Origin of the sequence: Arthrobacter flavus, from assembly GCF_039526005.1 — a bacterium.
GTDB lineage: Bacteria > Actinomycetota > Actinomycetes > Actinomycetales > Micrococcaceae > Arthrobacter_D > Arthrobacter_D flavus.
Window position 1 is genome coordinate 1 of sequence record NZ_BAAAIJ010000063.1, and the last position, 21,974, is coordinate 21,974.

The window sequence follows — 21,974 nt, forward strand, 5'->3', positions numbered from 1 at the left end:
GGCTTTAGGCATGATGAACATCCTTCCACCCGCGAGGTTAATCCTCACAGGTCAGGAGTCAACCAAACCTTCAGCAGTCCCAACTGCTCCCGATCCAACGGTCGGAACGCGGTCGACACCACCGGTATGGGCGCAGGCTTGGCGTCTCGGAGGTCGTAATATCCCGTCGGATACATACCAAGCGCCGCAAAGACTCGGGATACCTGACGTAATTCCATGGCGGAGCCAACCCTGATAGCACCATGCCGCTCTGCAGTTACACGTGAGATACTGCCGAACCGTTCTGCATCAACATGGTTCTCGGCAATGGTCTTTTCGTTAACGGCTTGCGAAACCTTCACAAGGGTGTTGTATGCGGGAACCTCTTCGCCGTAAAGGTCCGAAAGCCGCTGCGCAAATCGGGCCCTAAGCCGCCAGGTGGGATTCATTGTCATCAGGATCCTCTATTCTTCGTGGACTGCTGCATGTAACATGCTACGTGAAAGTTACTAGCGTGCCAATAGGGTTTTGACAGAAGTAAACCCAGACAGTGTCGCCATTGACACCGTCCGGGTCAGCCTATATGTTGACTAACATGCTACATGCTGACCAATTTATTGGGGTCAAGGCCGTCACGCGCCTACCCCCGCCCCGCATCGAGGCAATCCTGTGATGGTGGCTGATGACTGACAGAACCGGTTCTCCAAGGGCCGTCTACGCGGATGCGAATGAAGGCAGTATCAGGGCTTTGCGCGACGCCGGCCAGCTACAACGGCTGAATGACCTAACGATGTTGGATGTGCATTACGGAACACCCTCCTCGCCATCGGAGTTCCTTTCAGTCGTCGACGATGCTGAAATTGTCATTATCGGTGGCGCTTTGCCTGATCTGGTTCTCCGTCAGGCTCCGAAGCTTGAGCTAGTTTGCTTCGTCGGCCAGGGCGCTGCCAACTTCGTGAATCTGCCCCTAGCCGCAAGCCGAGGGATCAAAATTGCCGTCACACCCGGCTACGGAACAGCAGCGGTTTCCGAGCATGTGTTAGCCCTACTCTTTGGAGTCGCTCGCCGCATTTCTGAGGGAGACCGGCATGTGCGCGAAAATCGCTGGCGCCCGTTTAGCCCCGGAACACAGCTGGCAGGAAAGACGGTTGGAATAATCGGCTACGGTGACATCGGTGCCCACACTGCGTCTCTGCTCAACGCTCTAGGGACACGGGTGCTCGTGTGGACCAGGTCCCCACCTGCCGGGGGTGCACCGGGAGTGCAATTCAAGCCACTGAATGATCTCCTGAAGGAAGCGGATGTCGTCAGCCTGCATCTTGAGTTGAACGAGCAGACTCAGGGGATGATTACCGGATCGATGCTCGACCTGCTGAAAAGGGGTGCCATTCTTATCAACACTGCCCGTGCTGAGTTGATTGAAGGAGGTGCCCTCGAACGCCGGCTAACCGACGGTGTGCTGTCGGCGGGCCTCGACGTATTCATCACCGAACCGCCCCTACAGGACAATCCGCTCCTGAAATTGAATAACGTGGTCCTCAGCCCCCATCAGGGATACCACACCCCCGAAGCCTTCGCCGCAATGCTCGAGATGGTGGTCGATAACGTTCGTGACCATGTCAGCGATTCGCACAGACACCCCGAACCATCAGCTTGACCTGAAGACATAGCCCTCACCCGTCCCATCGAAAGCCAGGAGTAGCCACTATGCAGTATGAAAACTACATCGGAGGACGTTGGACGGGGCGAAACTTCACGACCAACGTAAACCCGTCGGATACAAACGACGAAATTGGTATGTATGCGTCAGCTGACGCTGACGATACGAATAGCGCCATCGAGTCCGCGGTCGCCGCGCAGTCAGTCTGGCGCGCCTATCCCCCGTCGGAACGCATCAGTGTGCTCCGAAATATCGGTAATGCCCTGCTTGACCGGAAGGATGAACTGGGTGCGGCCCTATCTCGCGAGGAGGGTAAACCCGTAAGGGAGGGAATAGCCGAGGCGGGGCGTGCGGGAAACACGTTCCACTACTATGCATCAGCTATCGAGCATGCCCAGGGAGAAACCTACTCTTCGGCTCTCCCTAAGACTCTGATACAGACCCGGCGCAACCCAGTCGGAACCGTAGGCATAATTACCCCGTGGAACTTCCCGCTGGCAATACCAGCTTGGAAGATTGCACCCGCGCTTGCATACGGCAACACCGTAGTCTTCAAGCCCGCGGAGTTGGTACCCTCTTCGGCGTGGGCACTCACAAAGATCATTTCTGAAGCCGGTCTACCGGATGGCGTGTTCAACATGGTCATGGGTAGCGGGAGTGTGGTCGGGAAAGCTATGACGACTTCATCGAGGCTCGACGCCGTGACGTTCACGGGTTCAAGCTTTGTTGGTGCGGAGATCGCCGCCGATTGCATCTCGCATGGCGCAAAACGGATCCAGGCCGAAATGGGCGGCAAGAATTCCCTGGTGGTTCTGGACGACGCTGACCTGACCATTGCTGTCGAGGCCATCATCGACGGCGCTTTCAAGTCCACCGGTCAGCGCTGTACCGCGACGAGCCGCGTGATCTCGACCCCGCAAATGTATCCACGGCTGGTGGAACAGCTGTCGGCACGCATGGCAACGTTGAAGGTCGGGGACGCTCTCGATCCTTCAACCGACATCGGTCCTTTGGCAAGCCAGCAACAACTCAATCAGGTCCGGAAATACGTCGAGCTTGGGGTCTCGGAAGGTGCCGAATTGATCGCCGGCGGACATGAGATACGGTCAGCGTCGCCTGGATTCTATTTTGAGCCCACGCTCTTCGCGGGCGGGCGCTCCCAAATGAGAATCAACCAGGAAGAGATCTTCGGCCCGGTCGTTTGTCTCATCGAAGCCCCAGACGTCGATAGTGCAATTGCGTTGGCTAACGATACCCCGTATGGGCTCGCGGCCGGAATCATCACCGATTCTCAAAGGTCGATTGAGAGATTCTTGGATACAGCGGACGCCGGGATGCTCCACGTCAATCGATCGACGGCAAACACTGAACTGCACGTACCATTTGGCGGCAATAAGTCATCGAGCTATGGCCCACGCGAACAAGGTACAGCCGCCCGCGACTTCTTCACAAGTACTTCCACCGTCTATTCGACAACAGGAACCGACTGAGGGATTGCCCTTGGGGTGGTAATCGTTCCCTCGCTACCGCCGCCACGGCACACCCGAAGACCGAGCCCAAGGGGTTTCGCTCGTTAACGCAAAATAGGGCGGGAATTGCTTCCCGCCCTATTTCAGTGGTCAGTGACCACTAAGTCGAATTAGACGACCTGGATGTTTACGGCCTGAGGACCCTTGGGGCCCTGCTCGGTCTCAAAGCTAACCTTCTGGTTCTCGTCGAGGGACTTGAAGCCGCTCGAGTTGATAGCGGAGAAGTGAGCGAACACATCGGCGCTGCCATCTTCTGGCTCGATGAAGCCGAAGCCCTTGTCAGCGTTGAACCATTTCACGGTACCTGTTGCCATTTTTAAAACATCCTTCTGGAAATATGAAACCAATCCCGACTGTCGGGCAGTTTCAGTCGCGGCGTTCGTTTCCCGCTTCTACAGAAAAAGCGGCTGGCCCGTCTGGGTTTCGCCGCTTGAAATACAAAATGCGCAACACTACAACTGCGTACGAGTCTACATGGATTTCCCCTGAGGTAAAAACAAGCGCTGCGCCCGGCTCTCTCCGCTGCCCGGTCCGCACCGTGCAACGTGGAGGGAACCATTCGGGCAGGATGCCCAGTTAACCTGTCGACACGTTGATTCCAATGAAAGGGGTACGTGATCGCAAGTGACGAGATCAGCGGGCGACGACGTCGGCCGCGCTGGGTGGCCCTGGGAGTTCTCCTGCTCGGGGTAGCCGGATCGGTGCTGGTGTTCCTTGGACCCGGCCTGGCTGGTGGCCTGCGGCTGGAGGGCAGCTCTCTCTTGGGTGCTCCGGAGTGCACTGTCGAAACGTCTGAGGGCGACGTCGGGCTTGACCGCGATGAGGCGAAGGTGGCCACCACGGCTGTTGCGCTCCGCCTCCGGGGACTGGAAACCCCCGACACCACCGGTATCGACGACGCCGTCATCCAGCGTCTCATCGATGGACCAGCCGACGACGCCGGCCCCAGCCTGAGTTGCCGTGGCTCCGCAGCCAGTGACCTCGAGGAAGAGGAGCTGACCGACTCCGGGCTCACGTCCCGCGCCGAGCAGGTGCGGGTAGCCATGACCGAGGTCTTCGGCGACCAGAGCCTGGGTGGGTTCGCTCCAGGCGGGGTCGGCCAGGGACACGGCGGAGAGTCCACCCACTACGACGGCCGGGCCATCGACATCTTCTTCCGCCCGGTGACCGAAGACAACCGGCGCCAGGGATGGATCCTGTCGCATTGGCTCGTCGCGCATGCCGACGAGCTGGACATCCAGTACGTCATTTTCGACGACGAGTTCTGGAGTGCTCATCTATCCCGAGGCGGCTGGCACTACTACGAGGCACCTGCCCCCGGTAATGAGATCCTGCGTCACCTCGACCATGTACATGTGGACGTGATCGGCGGAGGCGACGGCTGACTCGCCGGGGACAATCGAAGGGTCGCCAACGGCGCCTGGATCACTGCACCTAGAGGATGCGCTTCTCCCCGGCGCGGACTATCCGCAGCCAGCGGTACCCATACCCGAGCAGATTCACCTCCAGAGGACCCCCGGAGTACCCCAAGGGTTCAGTGCCGAGGAGGTCGACCACGTGGGTGACGTCGTCGCCGTCTGGCAGGTCGATGCTAACCTTGCGGGCGTCGTCGGCGAAATTGTGCAGCGCGACGAGCTGACCGGTGGGTGTGGTCAGGGAATGCACCAGGACGCAGGGGTTGTCCTGCTGCAGTATCTCGAACGTTCCCCATCCAATCTCCGGTGACTTCTTGTAGGCGGCGATGAGTCCACGGATACTGTGCAGCAGTGAATCCGGGTCATGCTGCTGAGCGGACACGTTGACGTGTTCAGGAGAACCTCCTCCCTCGACCACGGGCAGCGGCAGATCGCCGGCGGCTGCCTGGGAGAACCCGCCGTTGGCCTCAGCTGACCACTGCATCGGTGTACGGACGGCGGAACGCCCTCGAAGGTCAGAGTGTTCGGCCATGCCGATCTCTTCCCCGTAGTAGAGGACCGGCGCGCCCGGTAGGGAGAACATGAGGCTATACACCATCTTGATGCTCCGGGGATCATTTCCGAGCATTGGAGGCAGGCGGCGGATGATGCCCCGCCCGTGAATCCGCATCGACTCCTCGGGGGCGAATGCGGCGAACACCTCGCCCCGTTCATCGGCGGAAAGCTGGTCAAGGGTGAGCTCATCATGGTTACGCACAAAGTTTGCCCATTGATTAGCCGTCGCCAGTTCAGGCCGCTGGGCCAGGACCTCGGCCAGGGGGCTCGCGTCCTGGCGTGCCAGTGCGAGGTAGAGGTGCTGGTTGGCGACGAAGTCGAACTGCATGGTGAGCTCGTTGCCGCTCTCGCCGAAGTAGGCCTTCTGCTCCTCGTAGGGCAGATTGACCTCGCCGAGCATCATCCCGGACCCGCTGCGCCGTCCCACATAACTCCTGATGGTTCTCAGGTAGTCATGCTCGTTGCGTCCCTCAGCTTCGATGAGGAAGGGAACAGCGTCCACCCGGAAACCATCAATGCCCAGCTGCAGCCAGAACCCGATGACCTTCGCAATCTCCTCACGGACAGCAGGGTTGGCGGTGTTCAGATCCGGCTGGTGGCCGTAGAAGGAGTGCTCGTAGTACTGGCCGGCCTGCTCATCCCAGGTCCACACTCCGTCCTCCTTGTCGGGGAACATGTTGGCGCGGCCATCCGCCGGCAGCTCGTCCCGCCAGTTGTAGTAGTCGCGGTACCGGTTGGTTTTGCTGGACCGGGCCTCCTGGAACCAAGGGTGTTCTATCGAGGTGTGGTTCACCACCAGGTCAACGATGACGCGCATTCCCCGGTCGTTGGCAGTGCGCACCATCTCGACGAAGTCACCCAGATGCCCGTTGCGCTCGTTGACACCGAAATAGTCGGAGATGTCGTAACCGTTGTCCTGCCGCGGTGAAGGGTAGAACGGAGCGAGCCAGAGGCAGGTGACACCGAGTTCCTCCAGGTAGTCCAACCGTTGGCCCAGGCCTTCGAGGTCACCGATGCCGTCGTCGTTCCAGTCCATGAATGTCTCGACGTTCAGGTTGTAGAAGATCGCTGTCTTCCACCAAAGATCGCTGGTATCGGTGATTCTCACGCCACTTACCTCATTCGTTTGGTCGTCGATTGTTCGAGCCTGTTTTCCCAGTTCAGCTGGCACGGCTGGCGGACGCAACCTGGGCAACAGCATTTCGCTCAGAGATGTATCCACCCGCCTGCGCGGTGGCCCTGCCCGGTGGCCCCGGCTTTCGGTCGGTGGCGCGTGAGAGCATTAATCCATGCCACGGACCAGCTCACCCATGATCGATGTCACCGACATCATCCGGATGGTCGGTGGCGCCTCGTTCCAGCGCGGGCAGACCTATGCAAAACAGGGTGCGGTCTCCCAGCTCGACTGGGACCCCGCTGGCAGCACTCTCGACGCGCGGGTGCAGGGAAACTCACCCGCCGCGTACCGCACCCGCCTCTTCCTGAGCGAAAAGGGCGACGGGCGGTACCACCTGAGGGACAGCTTCTGCAGCTGCCCCATCAGCCTCGACTGCAAACACGTGGCCGCCACAGCGCTGCAAAGCAACACCGAGCATCTGCTCTCCCGGCAGGAACTCACGACTCCCCTCCGGAAGGCAGCGCAGGTCGGCTGGCAAAGTTCGCTGACCGGGCTGATCACTCCAACGCCCGACGACGGTGCCGCCACCCCGACCCCACCCACCCCGCTGGCACTACAGTTTGAGCTCCGCGCCTCCGCGAGCCCGCAGCACGGCTGGGGGTCACCCCAATCATCGCGGAAGGCAGCCAAACCACGGCTCGGGGTGCGCCCCGTGGTCCGCAACAGCAAAGGCAACTGGGTCAAGAACAACCTGTCCTGGGGCAGCATCAGCTATCAGACGTACGGTGTCCTCCTTGACCCCGACCAGCACCGGTGGTTCTCCCAGTTCCCCTCCCTGCATCGGGGAACCGGGGTCAGCTACTTCGGCAACAACGACTCGTGGCTCTACCTGGAGGACTTCAGCAACCCGCTGCTGTGGCAGCTACTCAAAGAAGCCCAACGCCTCGGCGTCGAGTTTGTTGGTTCCACCAAGGGCGTCTCAGTGACCTTGGCCGGCCTGGCCAGCCTGAAACTCGACGCCACCTCCACCACGGATGGCCAGTTGCAGCTGTGCCCGGTGCTGGAAATCGACGGTCATCAGCACCCAGCGGACACCGCCAGGCCAATCAGCACCCACGGCATCTACACAGTGCAGCCAGGTAGCCCCACCCAGAGCACCGTCATCACGCTGGCCCCGACGTCCAAACGGCTCACCGATCATGACATCGGGTTGCTGTTGCAGACGGCCCCGGTGGTCATCCCTGCCCCGGAAAAGCCGCTGTTCCTCGACAGCTTCTATCCGCGGCTGCGCCAGGCCATTGAGGTGATCAGTAGTGACGAGTCGGTGACGTTCCCTGACATCGCCCCTCCCCTACTGATCCTGACCGCTCGTTACACGTCCGGCGACCGGCTGGAGCTGTCCTGGGACTGGGAGTATCGGCTCGGCCAGGACGCCACGCGCAAGCCGCTGCGACCGGACCCCGGCGCGCAGGACTATCGGGACCCGACCGCTGAAACGGAAATCCTCCGCACCACGCGCGCCCACCTCGGAACCACCCCGCTCCAGGCGCCCACCCTCGAAGACATGGCAGCCGTCGAGTTCACCGAGGACACCCTGCCGAAGCTCCTGGAACTGGCTGGCGTCAGGGTTGACGTGATCGGCGACCAGCCCACCTACGAGGAACTGACCGAGCCCGCCCAGCTGACCATCACCACAGTCGAAACCGATAACCGCGACTGGTTTGACCTCGGCGTCCTCGTGACAGTGCAGGGGCGCAAGATTCCCTTCGACCACATTTTCCGGGCCCTCGCGCAGGGAAAGAAGAAGATCAAGCTGGTGGACAACAGTTACCTGTCCATGAACCAGCCCGTCTTCGAGCAGCTCCGCGAACTGATCGAAGAGGCCCGCGCGCTCAACGAGTGGGAGCCCGGCCTGAAGATCAGCCGCTATCAGGCGGGGCTGTGGGCCGAGTTCGAGGACCTCGCGGAGGAAACCGAGGAGGCTCAGGGGTGGCGGAGCGCAGTCGCAGGACTGAACGACCTGCAGGAAATCGCTCCCACCTCGCTGCCGTCCACCCTGATCGCCACGCTCCGCCCGTACCAGCAGGACGGTTTCAACTGGCTTGCGTTCCTCTACCAGCACGGACTCGGCGGGGTCCTGGGCGACGACATGGGCCTCGGCAAAACCCTGCAGACCCTGGCCCTGCTCGCCCACGCCAAGGAGACCGGCGAAACCAAACCGTTCCTCGTCGTTGCGCCCACCTCAGTGATGCCCAACTGGGTGGCCGAGGCCCAGCGCTTCACTCCTGGCCTCACCATCGTCGGCGTCACCGACACCCAGGCGAAAAGCGGCAGTGATCTGGCGGCGCTGACGGCGGGGGCGGACGTCGTCGTCACCTCCTACACCCTGTTCAGGCTCGACTTCGAGGGCTACCAGGCCAAGGAATGGGCGGGCCTGATCCTCGATGAGGCGCAATTCGTGAAGAACCGCACCGCCAAGGTGCACCTGTGCGCCAAGGAATTCTCGGCGCCGTTCAAGCTCGCGATTACCGGCACTCCAATGGAGAACAACCTGATGGAGCTGTGGTCGCTGTTCTCCATCACCGCGCCGGGCCTGTTCCCGTCGGCCCGCCGGTTCACCGAGGACTACCGCAACCCGATCGAGAAGTCCGGCAACACCGAGCGCCTCGCCCGCCTGCGCCGCAGGATCAGGCCACTGCTGATGCGGCGCACCAAGGAAGCTGTCGCCTCGGACCTGCCCCCCAAGCAGGAGCAGGTCCTGGAGGTGGAGCTGCATCCCCGGCACCGGAAGATCTACCAGACCCACCTGCAGCGCGAACGCCAGAAGCTATTGGGCCTGATCGAGGATCTGGACCGCAACCGGATGATCGTCTTCAGGTCCCTCACCCTGCTGCGGATGCTGAGCCTGGACGCGTCGCTGGTGGATCAGGCGCACGACGGCGTCCCGTCGGCAAAGCTGGACGTCCTGTTCGAACAGCTCGAGGATGTGGTGGCCGAGGGGCACCGGGCCCTGGTGTTCAGCCAGTTCACCTCGTTCCTGAAGAAAGCCGCCGAGCGGCTGACTGCCCAGGGGATCGAGTACACCTACCTCGACGGGTCCACCCTGCGCCGCGGGGACGTGATCAACACGTTCAAGGACGGCCACGCACCGGTGTTCCTGATCAGCCTCAAGGCCGGCGGGTTTGGCCTGAACCTCACCGAGGCCGACTATGTGTTCCTCCTCGACCCGTGGTGGAACCCCGCCACCGAGGCGCAGGCCGTCGACCGCACCCACCGCATCGGCCAGACACGCAACGTCATGGTCTACCGGATGGTGGCCACCGGCACCATCGAGGAAAAGGTGATGAAGCTCAAGGAGCAGAAGGCCAAGCTGTTCAGTTCGGTGCTGGATGATGACGCCGTCTTCAGCTCAGCCTTGACCGCCGACGACATCCGGGGCCTGCTGGAGGACTAAAGTCGAAGGGGTGAGTCAACAACTATCAGCCGACCTGCCCACAGCCGCTCCCACCACCGGGTTTGTCCAGGTGCGGGGGGCGCGGGAGAACAATCTCCGCAACGTAAGCGTCGACGTCCCCCGGGATGCGATCGTCGCCTTCACCGGTGTCTCCGGCTCGGGAAAATCCTCACTCGCCTTCGGCACCATCTACGCCGAAGCGCAGCGCCGGTACTTCGAATCCGTCGCCCCCTACGCCCGCCGTCTGATCCAGCAGGGTTCCAACCCGCGGGTCGACGAAATCACCGGCCTGCCGCCCGCCGTCGCCCTCCAGCAACGCCGCGGTACACCCAGCTCCCGCTCGACGGTGGGCACCGTCACCACCCTGTCCAACTCGGTAAGGATGCTCTTCTCCCGGGCGGGCACCTATCCCGAGGGTGCCGAGTCGCTGGACTCCGATTCCTTCTCGCCCAACACCGCCGCCGGCGCCTGCCCGCAGTGCCACGGCCTGGGTATCGCCCACACCGTCAGCGAGGAATCCCTGGTTCCCGACACCTCCCTGACGATTCGCGACGGCGCCATCGCCGCCTGGCCGGGCGCGTGGCAGGGCAAAAACCTTCGCGACGTCCTGGGTGAACTGGGCCACGACATCGACACCCCGTGGCACCAGCTGCCGAAGGAGTCCCGCGACTGGATCCTTTTCACCGAGGAGCAGCCAGTAGTTCAGGTCACGCCTCAGCGGGACCGGGTCGCCAAACCCTACAAGGGCCGCTTCTGGAGCGCGAAGAGCTACGTACTCCACACCCTCGCCGACTCCTCCAGCCAGTCGATGAGGGAACGCGTCCTCCAGTTCATGCACAGCGGCCCCTGCCCGCTGTGCGAGGGTAGCGGCCTGCAACAGGCGGCCCTCGCCGTGACCTTCGCCGGGTACTCGATCGCCGAGCTCACCGCCGTCCCCCTGGCCGAGCTTGCAGCGATCGTGGAACCCACTGCCACCTTGCAACACGCGGGATCGAGTTCGCGTGCCCTGAGCTCGGGCGAGACCACAGAGGTTGCCGTCACCCTGACCAAGGACCTGCACCAGCGCGTCAGCGTGTTGCTGGACCTCGGGCTGGGCTATCTCAGTCTCCGCCGGCCCACGCCTACCCTGTCCCCCGGTGAGATGCAGCGGTTGCGCATCGCAACCCAGCTCCGGTCCGGCCTGTTCGGCGTGATCTACGTCCTCGATGAACCCTCGGCTGGCCTGCATCCCGCAGATGCCGAACCGCTGCTGGAGGTCCTGCAGCAGCTCAAATCCTCGGGCAACTCGGTGTTTGTGGTGGAACACGACATGGACGTGGTCCGCAGCGCGGACTGGGTGGTGGATGTGGGACCCAAAGCCGGCGAAGCTGGCGGCTCAGTTCTCTACAGCGGCGCTGTGGCGGGCCTGGCCGACGTCGAAGCCTCGGTCACCCGCCCGTTCCTCTTCCCGGAACAAGCGCCACCTGCCGCCCCTGCAGCGCTGCGGGAACCGACTCGCTGGCTGACCCTCAACGCCATTACCCGGCACAACCTCCGCGGCCTTGACGCGGCGATTCCCCTCAACGTACTGACAGCCGTCACAGGTGTCTCCGGCTCCGGCAAGTCCACGCTGGTCTCCCAGGTGCTTGCCGACGTCGTCAACGACTACCTGCATGCGGGCGTTCCGGCGGAGGATTCCGACGACGACGGCAGCGACCGCGACTGCGCCCCGGGAGACCACATGACAGTAGGCCATGTGGCCGGCCTCGACCTGATCGACCGGCTGGTCCGGGTGGATCAGCGCCCGATCGGGAGAACCCCCCGGTCCAACCTCGCCACCTACACGGGCCTGTTCGACGCCGTCCGCAAGCTGTACGCCGGCACCGACGACGCCAAAGCCCGAGGGTACGGCGCTGGCCGATTCTCCTTCAATGTCACCGGCGGCCGTTGCGAGACATGTCTCGGCGAGGGATTCGTCTCGGTCGAGCTTTTGTTCCTGCCCGGCAGTTACGGGCCGTGCCCCACCTGCGACGGAGCCCGCTACAACCCGGAGACCCTTGAGATCACCTATCAGGGCCGGACCATCGCCGACGTTCTCGGACTCACCGTCGACGCCGCCGCAGAATTCCTGGCCGACGTTCCGGCGGCGGCACGCAGTCTCACCACGCTCCGTCAGGTGGGGTTGGGCTATTTGCGGCTTGGGCAGCCAGCCACCGAGCTCTCCGGCGGTGAGGCGCAACGCATCAAACTCGCCACCGAACTGCAGCGCGCCCGCCGCGGGCACACCCTGTACCTCCTGGATGAGCCCACCACCGGGCTGCACCCGTCAGATGTGCAGCTGCTGCTGGCACAGCTAAACAACCTGGTCGACGCCGGCAACACCGTCGTCGTCGTCGAACACGATATGTCCGTCATCGCTGCGGCGGACTGGGTGATGGACCTGGGTCCTTCTGGCGGCGACGACGGCGGCCGGATCGTGGCGGAGGGGACGCCGTCGTCGGTCGCTGACAGCACTGTCAGCCGCACCGCGCCCTACCTGACGCGGAGACTCAACACCACCGTCTGAGTGCCCTCCCCCGCGAACCGCGGTTAGCGGCGCTGCCCGCTGAGATTCCGTTTTCCCGCTGAATTCGAACTGAGGTGGTATCCACGGCTCTGATCGGTGACCGGACCGGTACCAGCAATTTCGCGCATCTCGTCGATGCCTGCAACCGCTTCGGGCTTCGTCGGGTAGTAGGTGGAAACAGCCACCAGCCCCCCGTCTCCTGCCATGAGTTTGATCCGGTAACCGCCGTCGTGCGCATCCACTATTTTGAAGTAGCCTGACACTTTCTTACCTCCTTGTAAGGAATGTCTGAACGGGTACCTACATAGTAGGGATCCGCAGGTCCAATGGGTACGGTCCAGGAGGACATTCTGGAGCTATTTTCGGGACTTTCGTCCTATCCGCCGTCCTCTACCGGGCGGTAAAATAAGAGTGCTGGCACGGTAGCCATTCCGCCGCTGGCGGCCCTGTAAAAGCCCGGCGAATAGGTTCCAATTTCACAAGGTTCTTTTTTCGATCCAAGGGAGGGGAAATGACTACCGCATCACATCCTGCACGTGACTTTCACGTGACCCATGAGCTGGTTCGCGCTGGCTCAATGGGAATGGGAGTAGTCTTTCTGCTTTTGGGCGTTCTGGCCTTTGTGCCAGGACTGACGACACAATATGGCTCGCTGGCCTTCGCCAGCGGCTCGGAGGCTCTGCTTTTCGGCGTCTTCCAGGTGTCAATCCTGCTCAACCTCGTCTATCTGGTTGTCGGAGCAGCCGGGGTCATCATGAGCAGGGACAGCAAGGGTGCCCGCAATTTCCTGCTGGGCAGCGGTGCCCTGTTTTTGATCATGTGGATCTACGGTGTGGTCATCAACCTGGATTCGACGGCCAATTTCCTGTCCTTCAACGCGGCAGGTAACTGGATGCATCTGGTCCTCGCATTGGTGGCGGGCGCCGTAGCCACCGCACATATCGCCCGGACTCGTGGAGGTGGCCAATCAACCAATACCTAGTCAGCGGCCTACGGCCCAGATCATGAGTGTTGCCTTGCACCGACCCTGTCGGTGCAAGGCAACCTGATTTAAGCCGGTTGCAACCTAGTTGCAACCTTGGTGCAACCCGAAAAAGGATACGTTCGCCATGTGCCCGGTCACCGACGACGGGGCTGTTCGGAAACGGAAGGGAAGCTCATGCCTGGAAACAAAGCCGTTGCTTACAAAGGACCCGGGAAAGTGGAGGTCATCGATATTGATTACCCCACCTTCGAGCTGAAAGATGGACCAGGAGTGAACCCGGCCAATGTGGGCCGTCAGGTACACCACGGTGTCATCCTCAAGACTGTTACAACGAATATTTGCGGCTCCGACCAGCACATGGTTCGGGGCCGTACTACTGCGCCCTCCGATCTGGTGCTGGGCCACGAGATCACTGGCGAAGTGGTGGAGGTGGGCCGCGACGTCGAGTTCATCAAGAAGGGCGACATCTGTTCGGTGCCCTTCAACATCGCCTGTGGGCGGTGCCGGAACTGTAAGGAACGCAAGACGGGCATCTGCCTGAATGTGAATCCTGACCGCCCGGGAAGCGCCTACGGGTACGTGGACATGGGCGGCTGGGTGGGTGGCCAGGCGGAGTACGTCCTGGTGCCCTACGCCGACTGGAATCTGCTGAAGTTCCCGGACCGGGATCAGGCCCTGGAGAAAATCCTGGATCTCACCATGCTCTCGGACATTTTCCCCACGGGATTCCACGGTGCGGTCTCCGCTGGGGTGGGCGTTGGCTCAACGGTCTATGTTGCGGGTGCAGGCCCGGTGGGCCTTGCAGCAGCAGTATCGGCGCAACTGCTCGGAGCCGCTGTGGTGATCGTCGGCGACCTCAACGAGGAACGCCTGGCCCAGGCTCGCAGTTTCGGCTGTGAGACCGTCGACGTATCCAAGGGCGATCCGAAGGATCAGATCGAGCAACTGCTCGGTGTGCCTGAGGTGGACTGTGGTGTGGACGCTGTGGGCTTCGAGGCGCGCGGCCACGGGGCTGATGCCTCCCACGAGGCGCCTGCCACGGTGTTGAACTCGCTGATGAGCCTCACCGCTGCGGGTGGCGCACTGGGCATCCCTGGCCTGTACGTGACGGGTGACCCGGGAGCGGTCGACGACGCCGCGAAGGTAGGGTCCCTGTCCATCAGTCTCGGGACCGGCTGGGCCAAGTCCTTGTCCTTCACCACCGGCCAGTGTCCGGTGATGAAGTACAACCGGGGCCTCATGATGGCGATCCTGCACGACAAGGTGCAGATTGCCAAGGCTGTCAATGCCAAGGCGATCGGCCTGACGGACGCACCTCGCGGCTATCAGGAATTCGACGCTGGCGCCGCTACCAAGTACGTGCTCGACCCTCACGGGTACGTGGCTGCCTAGGACGCAGTCTGGACCGCGGGCATCGTTTCCGGTGCCCGCGGCCTTCCAGGTCGGGAGACCGCGGCCGGGAAGGCGTCAATCGAAGAGTGATTCGCCGGCATACGGCGTCAGAGCGTCCTTCTGCTCCCCACTGAGCCGTCGGATACTGCCGGAGTTCGTGTCGACGAAGGCGAGGGTTGTTTCGGCCTTCACACAGACCACCCCGGTGCGGGGGTCCAGGATCAGGTAGGACAGGGTGAAACTGGCCGGTTTGAGGGCACTCACCCAGACATCAATCCGCACCGGAATATTGCGGTAATCGAGCGTGTCAACGAACCTGACCCGGTGCTCGACGACGAGCGCCTGGGTGCCCGGATTGACCGAGGAAAACACCGCAACCGGCGGCTGGTCACCCTCGGCTCCCGTCCCGCCGGGAGCCCCAAAAGCGTGGATTCTCGCTTCCTCCAGAAGCCGGAGTACCTGTACATTGTTGATGTGCCCGTAGGCGTCCATGTCGGACCACCGCATCGGCACCAAACAGGTCAGTATTTGACCCCCCAAAACCATCCCTTATCCCACCCTTTCGTCAAGCATCGCCATGTCTCGATTTGGCAACGATTGGAATCTGTTCTACCGTAGACGATAACCCGTTCAGGGAAACAACCCGCTGCTTTGTTCTTCGAACAGCAGCTTGATATGCCCGGTGCTGCCAATCCACCCGACGTTGCTCGTCCGGCAGCCACCAAAGATTTGACCACAAAACAGTCGAGGCGAGCAGCGGCGCAAAAATGTCCGGGGACGGAACTAGCGTTGGTGGCCTTTCGGAGCATCAGACCCATGAAGAATCAAAAATTCAGCACTAACGCGCGCCGCGGCGTTGCAGTCATCGCTCTTGCTGGCCTTGGCCTCGGAGCATCAGCCGGAGTGGCGAACGCAGCCCCCGGCAGCACCTGGGACGCCCTCGCAGAGTGCGAGAGCGGCGGAAACTGGGGCATCAGCACCGGAAACGGCTTCTCCGGCGGCCTCCAGTTCACCCCCTCCACCTGGGCAGGATTCGGCGGACAGGGCGCCCCTCAGGACGCCAGCCGCGAGCAGCAGATTGCCGTAGCAGAGAACGTCCTGCAGGGCCAGGGCTGGGGTGCATGGCCAGCGTGCTCGGCCAAGCTGGGCTTGAGCGGTGGAGCGAACCCATCGGCACAGCCAATGCAGCAGGCACCTGCCACGCAGGCACCAGTCCAGGCACAGGCTGAGCAGATCCAGCCTCAGGTTGCCCCCGCTCCGGTTGCTCAGGCTCCCGTAGCCCCCGCACCAGTAGCCCCCGCACCAGTAGCCCCCGCACCAGTGGCCGAGGTTCCTGTGGCAGTGGCTCCAGTAGCGGCTCCCGCAGTCAGCGGCGACACCTACACCATCCAGTCCGGCGACACCCTCGGGACCATCGCCGAGAAGCTTGGTGTTGTTGGTGGTTGGCAGGCTCTGTACGAAGCCAACGCCGACACCGTCATTCACGCTGACCTCATCTTCACCGGTGACGTTCTGCAGCTCCCGGCCTCATAGCCTCACGCTGTAACCACCTGCATTACGACGACGGCGGCCGCCCGGGATTCCCCTGGACGGCCGCCGTCGTCGTTGTGCGTCGGATCGGGCCCGCTAGGCCAGACCCGCCTTCTTCAGCGCATCGGCCATCGCGGAGTTCGCTGGCGGCGCAGGAGTACGTGCCGCGGGTGGCTTTGACGCACGCGGTGTGGCTGCTCCCCTGTCCTGCCGGGGTTTCTCCGGCCGGCTGTTTCTGGGTTCTCCGACCGGCTCGTCGTCCAGACGCAGCGTCAGGGCAATCCGTTTGCGCTCCGGGTCGGCCTCCAACACCTTGACCTTGACCACCTGCCCCGACTTCACCACCTCGTGCGGATCGCTGATGAAGCGGTTCGCCATGGCCGAAATGTGGACTAACCCGTCCTGATGCACTCCGACGTCGACGAATGCGCCGAAGGCTGCAACATTGGTCACCACTCCGTCGAGGGTCATGCCGGGTTTGAGGTCGGAAATCTTCTCGACTCCTTCGGAAAAGGTAGCCGTCACAAATTCGGGCCGCGGGTCCCGTCCAGGTTTCTCCAGCTCCGCAACGATGTCCTTGAGAGTGGGCAGCCCGAAGGTGTCGTCCACAAAAGTCGTCAGGTCCAGTTCCCGCAGGGCGGTTCCGCCCTGACTAAGAATCTTCCGCGCCACACCATAGGCCTCCGGGTGGACGCTTGAGGCGTCGAGGGGCTCCGAGCCACCCGAGACCCGCAGGAAGCCTGCGCATTGCTCGTAGGCCTTGGCGCCCAGCCGAGGCACCTTCAGGAGGTCCGCACGGCGGGTGAAGCGGCCGTTGGCGTCGCGGTGGGCCACAATATTTTCGCTGAGCAGCGGTCCGACGCCAGCTACCCGGCTGAGGAGTGACGGTGAGGCAGTGTTCACATCCACTCCTACGGCGTTGACGCAGTCCTCGATGACCGCGTTCAGTGACCGCTCCAGGTTGGCTGCTGTCACGTCGTGCTGGTACTGGCCCACTCCAATGGATTTGGGGTCGATTTTCACCAGCTCGGCGAGTGGGTCCTGCAAGCGGCGCGCGATTGAAACCGCCCCCCGTAGAGACACGTCAAGATCCGGCAGCTCGGCCGATGCCAAGGCCGACGCCGAGTACACCGACGCACCGGCTTCGGACACCACCAGTTTCTGCAGCTTCCGCTCGGGCATCCGCTTGATCAGCTCAGTGGAGAGCTTGTCAGTTTCCCGCGACGCGGTTCCGTTGCCGATCGCGATGAGTTCGACGTCGTAGTCCGTGACCAGCTTCGCGAGTGACGCGAGCGCTGCGTCCCACTTCTTCAAGGGGGCATGCGGGTACACGGTATCGGTGGCAACGGCCTTGCCGGTGCCGTCGACCACTGCCACCTTGACGCCGGTGCGGAGACCCGGGTCGAGCCCCAGCGTGGTCCTGCCGCCTGCCGGCGCTGCCAGGAGGACATCCCTGAGGTTGGCGGCGAAGACCCGCACCGCCTCGGTCTCAGCGGCAGCGAACAGGCGGACTCGGAGGTCCAGCGACAGTTTGGCGAGTATCCGGCGCCACGACTGCTGGACCGTCTGGGCCAGCCAGGCATCTGCGGGGCGTCCGGCAGAGGCGATCTTCAGCACCGCCGCCACCGAGTTTTCGTACCGGGTGCGCGCTTTGGCGAACCCTTCGGCGTCTGCCGGGTCTCCTTCGGCGATGGCCAGCTCCAGCACACCTGCTTTCTCGCCGCGGAACAGGGCGAGGACGCGATGTGAGGGCATGGTGGACGGTGTCTGGGCGAACTGGAAATAGTCGGCAAACTTTTGGCCCTCGGCCTCCTTACCCGCCCGGACTTTCGACCGTAGGAGCCCTTGTTTCCAGAGCCTCTCCCGGGCCGAGGTGAGCAGGTCCGCATCCTGGCCAGCGCGTTCCACCAGGATCGACCGGGCGCCGGCGAGCGCTTCCTCGGCATCGGGAACATCACCGGTCACGTACCTGCCTGCCTCGGCCGCGGGATCCAGGGACGGGTTCCCCACCAGCGCATCTGCAAGCGGTTCCAGGCCCGCTTCCCTGGCGATCTGCGCCTTGGTACGCCGTTTGGTCTTGAAGGGCAGGTAGATGTCTTCGAGACGGGATTTCGTCTCGGCGCCGGCAATCGCGGCCCGCAACTGATCGGTGAGCTTGCCCTGTGACTCGATGGAGTCAAGGATGACCCGTCGACGGTCCTGCAGGTCGCGCAGGTACCTCAGCCGCTCGTCGAGTAGCCGGAGTTGCGTGTCGTCGAGCGAACCGGTGGCCTCCTTGCGGTACCGGGCCACGAAAGGGACGGTCGAACCGGCGTCGAGGAGGTCCACTGCGGCCTTCACCTGCCAGGCGTGGACTCCGAGTTCGTCGGCGAGGAGGTCAAAGATGGCGGTGTCAGAAGTCAGATGTGGCACGTCTGCCATTGTCGCTTACGGTGGGGGCCCGGTTCCAACCGGCGCGGAATTTCGCCCACAGAACCGGCGTGTTTACCCTCCGAGGACTCGGGCCTTCTGCGCCGCGAACTCTTCCTCTGTCAGGATGCCCTGCGCTTTGAGGGTGGCGAGGTCCTTGAGTTGTTGAATCGGGTCCGGGGGCGGTGGGTAACCCGGTGGCGGTGCTTGCGGCGCCTGCTGTGCCGGCTGTGCCGCGAATTGCTGGTCGAATGCGCGCTGGCGCTCGGCCGCTGTTGCCGCGTCGCGCTCGGCGAATTTGCCGGCCTGGCGTCGCTGCACCCGGCCACTGACCGCTGTGGCTGTACCCGAGATGACTGCTGTTCTTGCGACTCCACGTAAAAGTCCCACGGTTAGGCTCCTGCGCTGGTGGTGTGGTCGAGGGATTCCAGGGTGGCCATGAGGTCCGCCGCCGGGATTCGGGTGGAGGCGATGAGCTCACCGCCGCTGTTGCGGGCCGCGGCAACGAACGGCACAGCCCAACTGTTTTCGAAGACAATCAGGGCGGCCACGGTGTTTGGCTTGAGTGTTTCGGCGGCTTGCCGCAGGTCGTTCTCGTCGAGCAGGTGCGAGCGTGCTCCTGCGAAGAAGTCGAATCCCGCGGTCCCGGGCGCCGCTGTAGCGAGGTCGAGCTCCGTGACGGAACCGTCCTCGTCCTTGCTGATCACCATCAGGTCATAGATCCGGATGGTGCCGTTTTCGACGAGGTCTTTGATTGCCGCGCTGGTCTCTCCGGTGAGGCGGTCCTTCGGAAACTCGAGAAGAACAAAGTCGATGGGGCCGAGAACGTCGGTTGGTGTGGTCACGTGAGCTCCCTGATCTCTCGCTGGGCTCGGCAACGTGTCATTGCCTATGACGAGAGTCTGGGCTCCGCTGGCCACCGTCGCATCACCCGTGGGGGGTGAGCGGCCAGCTATCGGCCAGGTGAACTGAGAGGGTGAGCGTACTGGGACAACTAGGCGCAGGAATCCTGGTCCATGGTGATGGCCAGCGGATGTTTGCCGGTAAACGATCCGTCGGCCGTGGAGTAGTCAATCTCGACGTAGTCGGAGGTACCCCTATCGGCGTCGTCGTCGAGGGAAACCGAGACCACCACGTTGAGATACTCCAGAGTGGAGATCTCATAACCGACCGCGGGGACAGGTTCAGTGAAGAACACGTTCTCGGGCATGTCCGCCATGTCCGCCATTTCACCTGAACCATGAGCCTCGGTGTGCTCCTCGCCGCCGCCCATCACCGTCCCGTCCTCCATGCCGTGGGTCCCGTGACCGCCCCGGTTGGCTGGCGTGACTTCCGCAGAGTTAAGGGTGACGCCGGCGGGCGAACCGAGGCTGACGTCGTCGATCGTGAAGGATTCGAGCGTCTCGTTATGGATCAGGACCGTGTATTCCTGGTAGCCGAGTGCAGGCTGCACCGAGCAGAGCTTGGCGCCATTGACGCCCAGTTGAAGCGGATCCTCGCCGAGCGATGCCGCAATGACATCGGTCCCGGATCCACCGGCAATTGCCTGTTCCGGCGGCGCCCCATTGACGTTCAACGGGTTATCTTCCATCCCGCCGCAGCCGGAGATCAGGCCGACGGCGAGCACCGACATGCCAAGGATCGTTGCGGTTCTGCGTGCCATGGGTCCTCATGCTCTCAAGTGTCGGGGCCACCGGACGCGGCATGTACTCCGGTCCGCGCTTACCTGTTCTTCGTATCCAGTGGCGGTGCGGCTTGGTGAGCCACTCAATAACTCCCGCAAAGCCCCTACTCGTACAGCACGTAATCCGGCGTGGGCTGCAACCCGAGGACTTCCGCCGGCAGCATCAATGGCCCCTGAAGGGTGTCCTCTTCGAAGAAGAGTTTGAAGCCGGGATTCACCGTCGGCGGGAGTTCCAGCATCAACTGGTTGTAGGTCTCGATCTTCGCGCCCGGCGCACCGATTCCGTCGACACTCTTGATCACCTCGACGCCGTCGTATTCACCCACCGCGCCCTCGTTGGTCACCACCGACGGGGCAACCTGGTGGAACACCAGCGCCTTCTGTGGCAGCTGGTGCTCGGCCACCAGATCATCGAGGTACCCGGCGATCCGGTCGATTTCCTCCCCTGACGTCTGCCCATAGGACTGGCCCGGAAGCTGATCTCCTGAGATATCCCATTCCGGGTCCAGCGCGAGCCCCACATCGGGTTCCAGGAGCCACTTTTCGAGTCGTTGAACTTCCTCAGTCATGGTGGAGCGTCCCGGCTGGACATTGAGCAGCAGCATCGCGTTGTGCCGCCGGGCCGCCGCCAGGTAGGACCCAATGAATTCGTCCGAGGCGGCAGCACGATACAGCCCGTCCTCCCCGGGAGAAGCCTGCACGACGACGGTGATCAGTTCCAGCACCGGCATGACGTTGCGCCCGTCGGCGTACTGCTCACCGAGGAGCTCCATCTCCTCGACCCGCTCGTCAATGTCTCCGATCCCCAGTCGGCCCATCCCCTCGGACGCCGGGTGGCCGCTGAACCCCACCAGCCGGTAGTCAGGAAACAGATCGGTCCCGCCGCGGGGCAGTTGAAGCGGTTCGGGTTCGACGACGGCGGTTGGCTCGTCACGTGGTGGCACGCTGGGTTCGTCGGCGGGCGGCTCACCCGCAGCGGGAGTCGTCGTCGGCGTCGATACTGTATTTTCTGTCGATACTGTATTTTCGGCCGCACCACCGGACGCACCACCGGACGCGCCACCGGACGCGCCACCGGTTGCGCAGCCGGTGAGCAGCAGACACAGGGACAGCAGCATGGGCACCCCGACAGTCCTGAGCGGGTGGCCGGGGAGAGTGGTGTGGTGCATGTCATTCCTAGGCGAGAGTATTGGTCGGTCTGGGCGCCCTCAACGGTACAGGCGCTGGGCTACGCTGAACCCATGACTGAGCCAGCGTTCGTGCACGATACCGAGATTGCCACTTCCCCGCTTCGGCTGTGGGAAGCTCTGACCGAGGGTGCCGTGACACGTCGTTACTGGTCCGGACGCCGGGTGGAGTCCATCTGGGTGCCGGGTTCCCCCGTCCGCTTCTACGAGAGCAGCTCGGAGACAATCACCCACCACGGGGTGGTGCTGGAGGTAGACGAGCCCAAGCGGTTGTCGTACACGCTCCGCGAGGTGCCAGCAGGCGAAGACGGACAGGCCGACCCGCAAGACGACACCGCATCCCGCATCACGATTGACGTTGAGCAGGTGGCCGGTGGCGGGGTACGGTTTCGCCTCGTGCAGGACCGGTTCGCTGAGGCAGCCCAGATGGACGCGGTGGGCAAGAGCTGGGCTCCCATCCTGATGAACCTCCAGGCGCTGCTGGAAAATGACAACGCCCAGTATCCGGCGCCGGGCAACGCCTAGCGAAGAGG

Annotated in this window: 19 protein-coding genes; 9 read left to right on the forward strand and 10 right to left on the reverse strand. The window is 62.9% G+C overall.

The window, feature by feature from the left end:
• Positions 1–44: 44 nt before the first annotated feature.
• Positions 45–434: a 2-oxoadipate dioxygenase/decarboxylase family protein gene (locus tag ABD059_RS17045; RefSeq protein WP_343882240.1), complete on the reverse strand. Its 390-nt coding sequence runs from the start codon at positions 432–434 to the stop codon at positions 45–47.
• Between the two features lie 227 nt (positions 435–661).
• Between ABD059_RS17045 and ABD059_RS17050 the strand changes: the two genes are divergently transcribed.
• Together ABD059_RS17050 and ABD059_RS17055 are read left to right on the forward strand one after the other, a co-directional pair.
• Entirely contained in the window at positions 662–1,636 is a 975-nt protein-coding gene (locus tag ABD059_RS17050) for a 2-hydroxyacid dehydrogenase (protein ID WP_343882241.1), read from the forward strand.
• Between the two features lie 50 nt (positions 1,637–1,686).
• On the forward strand, positions 1,687–3,129 hold the full coding sequence (locus tag ABD059_RS17055; protein ID WP_343882242.1) for an aldehyde dehydrogenase family protein: 1,443 nt from the start codon (positions 1,687–1,689) through the stop codon (positions 3,127–3,129).
• 149 nt (positions 3,130–3,278) lie between these two features.
• Here the strand turns inward: ABD059_RS17055 and ABD059_RS17060 are convergent, their stop codons facing one another.
• On the reverse strand, positions 3,279–3,482 hold the full coding sequence (locus ABD059_RS17060; RefSeq protein WP_019483883.1) for a cold-shock protein: 204 nt from the start codon (positions 3,480–3,482) through the stop codon (positions 3,279–3,281).
• Positions 3,483–3,782: 300 nt separating this feature from the next.
• Here ABD059_RS17060 and ABD059_RS17065 point away from each other — a divergent pair, with 300 nt between their 5' ends.
• A complete protein-coding gene (locus ABD059_RS17065) occupies positions 3,783–4,553 on the forward strand; it encodes a VldE C-terminal domain-containing protein (RefSeq protein ID WP_343882244.1) in 771 nt (256 codons plus the stop codon).
• 49 nt (positions 4,554–4,602) lie between these two features.
• Here ABD059_RS17065 and ABD059_RS17070 read toward each other — a convergent pair whose 3' ends face one another.
• Positions 4,603–6,246, reverse strand: a complete 1,644-nt coding sequence (locus ABD059_RS17070; protein WP_343882245.1) for an alpha-amylase family protein — start codon at positions 6,244–6,246, stop codon at positions 4,603–4,605.
• Positions 6,247–6,427: 181 nt separating this feature from the next.
• Between ABD059_RS17070 and ABD059_RS17075 the strand changes: the two genes are divergently transcribed.
• Entirely contained in the window at positions 6,428–9,709 is a 3,282-nt protein-coding gene (locus ABD059_RS17075; protein ID WP_343882246.1) for a DEAD/DEAH box helicase, read from the forward strand.
• Positions 9,710–9,719: 10 nt separating this feature from the next.
• On the forward strand, positions 9,720–12,254 hold the full coding sequence (gene uvrA / locus ABD059_RS17080) for an excinuclease ABC subunit UvrA (RefSeq protein ID WP_343882248.1): 2,535 nt from the start codon (positions 9,720–9,722) through the stop codon (positions 12,252–12,254).
• A 23-nt stretch (positions 12,255–12,277) separates the two neighbouring features.
• Here uvrA and ABD059_RS17085 read toward each other — a convergent pair whose 3' ends face one another.
• Complete coding sequence (locus ABD059_RS17085; protein ID WP_343882250.1) at positions 12,278–12,517, reverse strand: YegP family protein; 240 nt, start codon at positions 12,515–12,517, stop codon at positions 12,278–12,280.
• Positions 12,518–12,765: 248 nt separating this feature from the next.
• On the opposite strand from ABD059_RS17085, the gene ABD059_RS17090 reads away from it, so the two are divergent.
• Positions 12,766–13,236: a DUF4383 domain-containing protein gene (locus tag ABD059_RS17090; protein ID WP_343882252.1), complete on the forward strand. Its 471-nt coding sequence runs from the start codon at positions 12,766–12,768 to the stop codon at positions 13,234–13,236.
• Between the two features lie 177 nt (positions 13,237–13,413).
• The gene (gene fdhA, locus ABD059_RS17095; protein ID WP_343882254.1) at positions 13,414–14,631 is read left to right on the forward strand and encodes a formaldehyde dehydrogenase, glutathione-independent; all 1,218 of its coding nucleotides are present in this window, start codon (positions 13,414–13,416) and stop codon (positions 14,629–14,631) included.
• Positions 14,632–14,706: 75 nt separating this feature from the next.
• Here fdhA and ABD059_RS17100 read toward each other — a convergent pair whose 3' ends face one another.
• Positions 14,707–15,138: an acyl-CoA thioesterase gene (locus ABD059_RS17100; protein WP_343882257.1), complete on the reverse strand. Its 432-nt coding sequence runs from the start codon at positions 15,136–15,138 to the stop codon at positions 14,707–14,709.
• A 309-nt stretch (positions 15,139–15,447) separates the two neighbouring features.
• Here ABD059_RS17100 and ABD059_RS17105 point away from each other — a divergent pair, with 309 nt between their 5' ends.
• A complete protein-coding gene (locus tag ABD059_RS17105) occupies positions 15,448–16,164 on the forward strand; it encodes a transglycosylase family protein (RefSeq protein WP_343882259.1) in 717 nt (238 codons plus the stop codon).
• Positions 16,165–16,257: 93 nt separating this feature from the next.
• Here ABD059_RS17105 and ABD059_RS17110 read toward each other — a convergent pair whose 3' ends face one another.
• The 5 genes from ABD059_RS17110 to ABD059_RS17130 all read right to left on the reverse strand — a co-directional run bounded on the left by ABD059_RS17110 (position 16,258) and on the right by ABD059_RS17130 (position 21,423).
• Positions 16,258–18,582, reverse strand: coding sequence for a Tex family protein (locus ABD059_RS17110; protein ID WP_343882261.1), 2,325 nt, complete (start codon positions 18,580–18,582; stop codon positions 16,258–16,260).
• A 63-nt stretch (positions 18,583–18,645) separates the two neighbouring features.
• Complete coding sequence (locus ABD059_RS17115; protein ID WP_343882264.1) at positions 18,646–18,960, reverse strand: SHOCT domain-containing protein; 315 nt, start codon at positions 18,958–18,960, stop codon at positions 18,646–18,648.
• A 2-nt stretch (positions 18,961–18,962) separates the two neighbouring features.
• The gene (locus ABD059_RS17120) at positions 18,963–19,415 is read right to left on the reverse strand and encodes a DUF6325 family protein (protein WP_343882267.1); all 453 of its coding nucleotides are present in this window, start codon (positions 19,413–19,415) and stop codon (positions 18,963–18,965) included.
• A 149-nt stretch (positions 19,416–19,564) separates the two neighbouring features.
• On the reverse strand, positions 19,565–20,233 hold the full coding sequence (locus ABD059_RS17125; protein WP_343882269.1) for a hypothetical protein: 669 nt from the start codon (positions 20,231–20,233) through the stop codon (positions 19,565–19,567).
• 125 nt (positions 20,234–20,358) lie between these two features.
• Positions 20,359–21,423, reverse strand: a complete 1,065-nt coding sequence (locus tag ABD059_RS17130) for a hypothetical protein (RefSeq protein WP_343882272.1) — start codon at positions 21,421–21,423, stop codon at positions 20,359–20,361.
• Between the two features lie 72 nt (positions 21,424–21,495).
• On the opposite strand from ABD059_RS17130, the gene ABD059_RS17135 reads away from it, so the two are divergent.
• On the forward strand, positions 21,496–21,966 hold the full coding sequence (locus ABD059_RS17135) for an SRPBCC domain-containing protein (RefSeq protein WP_343882273.1): 471 nt from the start codon (positions 21,496–21,498) through the stop codon (positions 21,964–21,966).
• The last annotated feature ends 8 nt before the right edge of the window (positions 21,967–21,974 follow it).

What these genes read in the sequence shown, in the direction of transcription:
- ABD059_RS17100 (WP_343882257.1), bottom strand. Translation starts at nt 15,138, where the DNA reads ATGCGGTGGTCCGACATGGACGCCTACGGGCACATCAACAATGTACAG.
- ABD059_RS17045 (WP_343882240.1), bottom strand. Translation starts at nt 434, where the DNA reads ATGACAATGAATCCCACCTGGCGGCTTAGGGCCCGATTTGCGCAGCGG.
- ABD059_RS17075 (WP_343882246.1), top strand. Translation starts at nt 6,428, where the DNA reads ATGCCACGGACCAGCTCACCCATGATCGATGTCACCGACATCATCCGG.
- ABD059_RS17125 (WP_343882269.1), bottom strand. Translation starts at nt 20,233, where the DNA reads ATGGCACGCAGAACCGCAACGATCCTTGGCATGTCGGTGCTCGCCGTC.
- ABD059_RS17060 (WP_019483883.1), bottom strand. Translation starts at nt 3,482, where the DNA reads ATGGCAACAGGTACCGTGAAATGGTTCAACGCTGACAAGGGCTTCGGC.
- ABD059_RS17055 (WP_343882242.1), top strand. Translation starts at nt 1,687, where the DNA reads ATGCAGTATGAAAACTACATCGGAGGACGTTGGACGGGGCGAAACTTC.
- ABD059_RS17110 (WP_343882261.1), bottom strand. Translation starts at nt 18,582, where the DNA reads ATGGCAGACGTGCCACATCTGACTTCTGACACCGCCATCTTTGACCTC.
- fdhA (WP_343882254.1), top strand. Translation starts at nt 13,414, where the DNA reads ATGCCTGGAAACAAAGCCGTTGCTTACAAAGGACCCGGGAAAGTGGAG.
- ABD059_RS17130 (WP_343882272.1), bottom strand. Translation starts at nt 21,423, where the DNA reads ATGCACCACACCACTCTCCCCGGCCACCCGCTCAGGACTGTCGGGGTG.
- ABD059_RS17050 (WP_343882241.1), top strand. Translation starts at nt 662, where the DNA reads ATGACTGACAGAACCGGTTCTCCAAGGGCCGTCTACGCGGATGCGAAT.
- ABD059_RS17135 (WP_343882273.1), top strand. Translation starts at nt 21,496, where the DNA reads ATGACTGAGCCAGCGTTCGTGCACGATACCGAGATTGCCACTTCCCCG.
- ABD059_RS17090 (WP_343882252.1), top strand. Translation starts at nt 12,766, where the DNA reads ATGACTACCGCATCACATCCTGCACGTGACTTTCACGTGACCCATGAG.
- ABD059_RS17105 (WP_343882259.1), top strand. Translation starts at nt 15,448, where the DNA reads ATGAAGAATCAAAAATTCAGCACTAACGCGCGCCGCGGCGTTGCAGTC.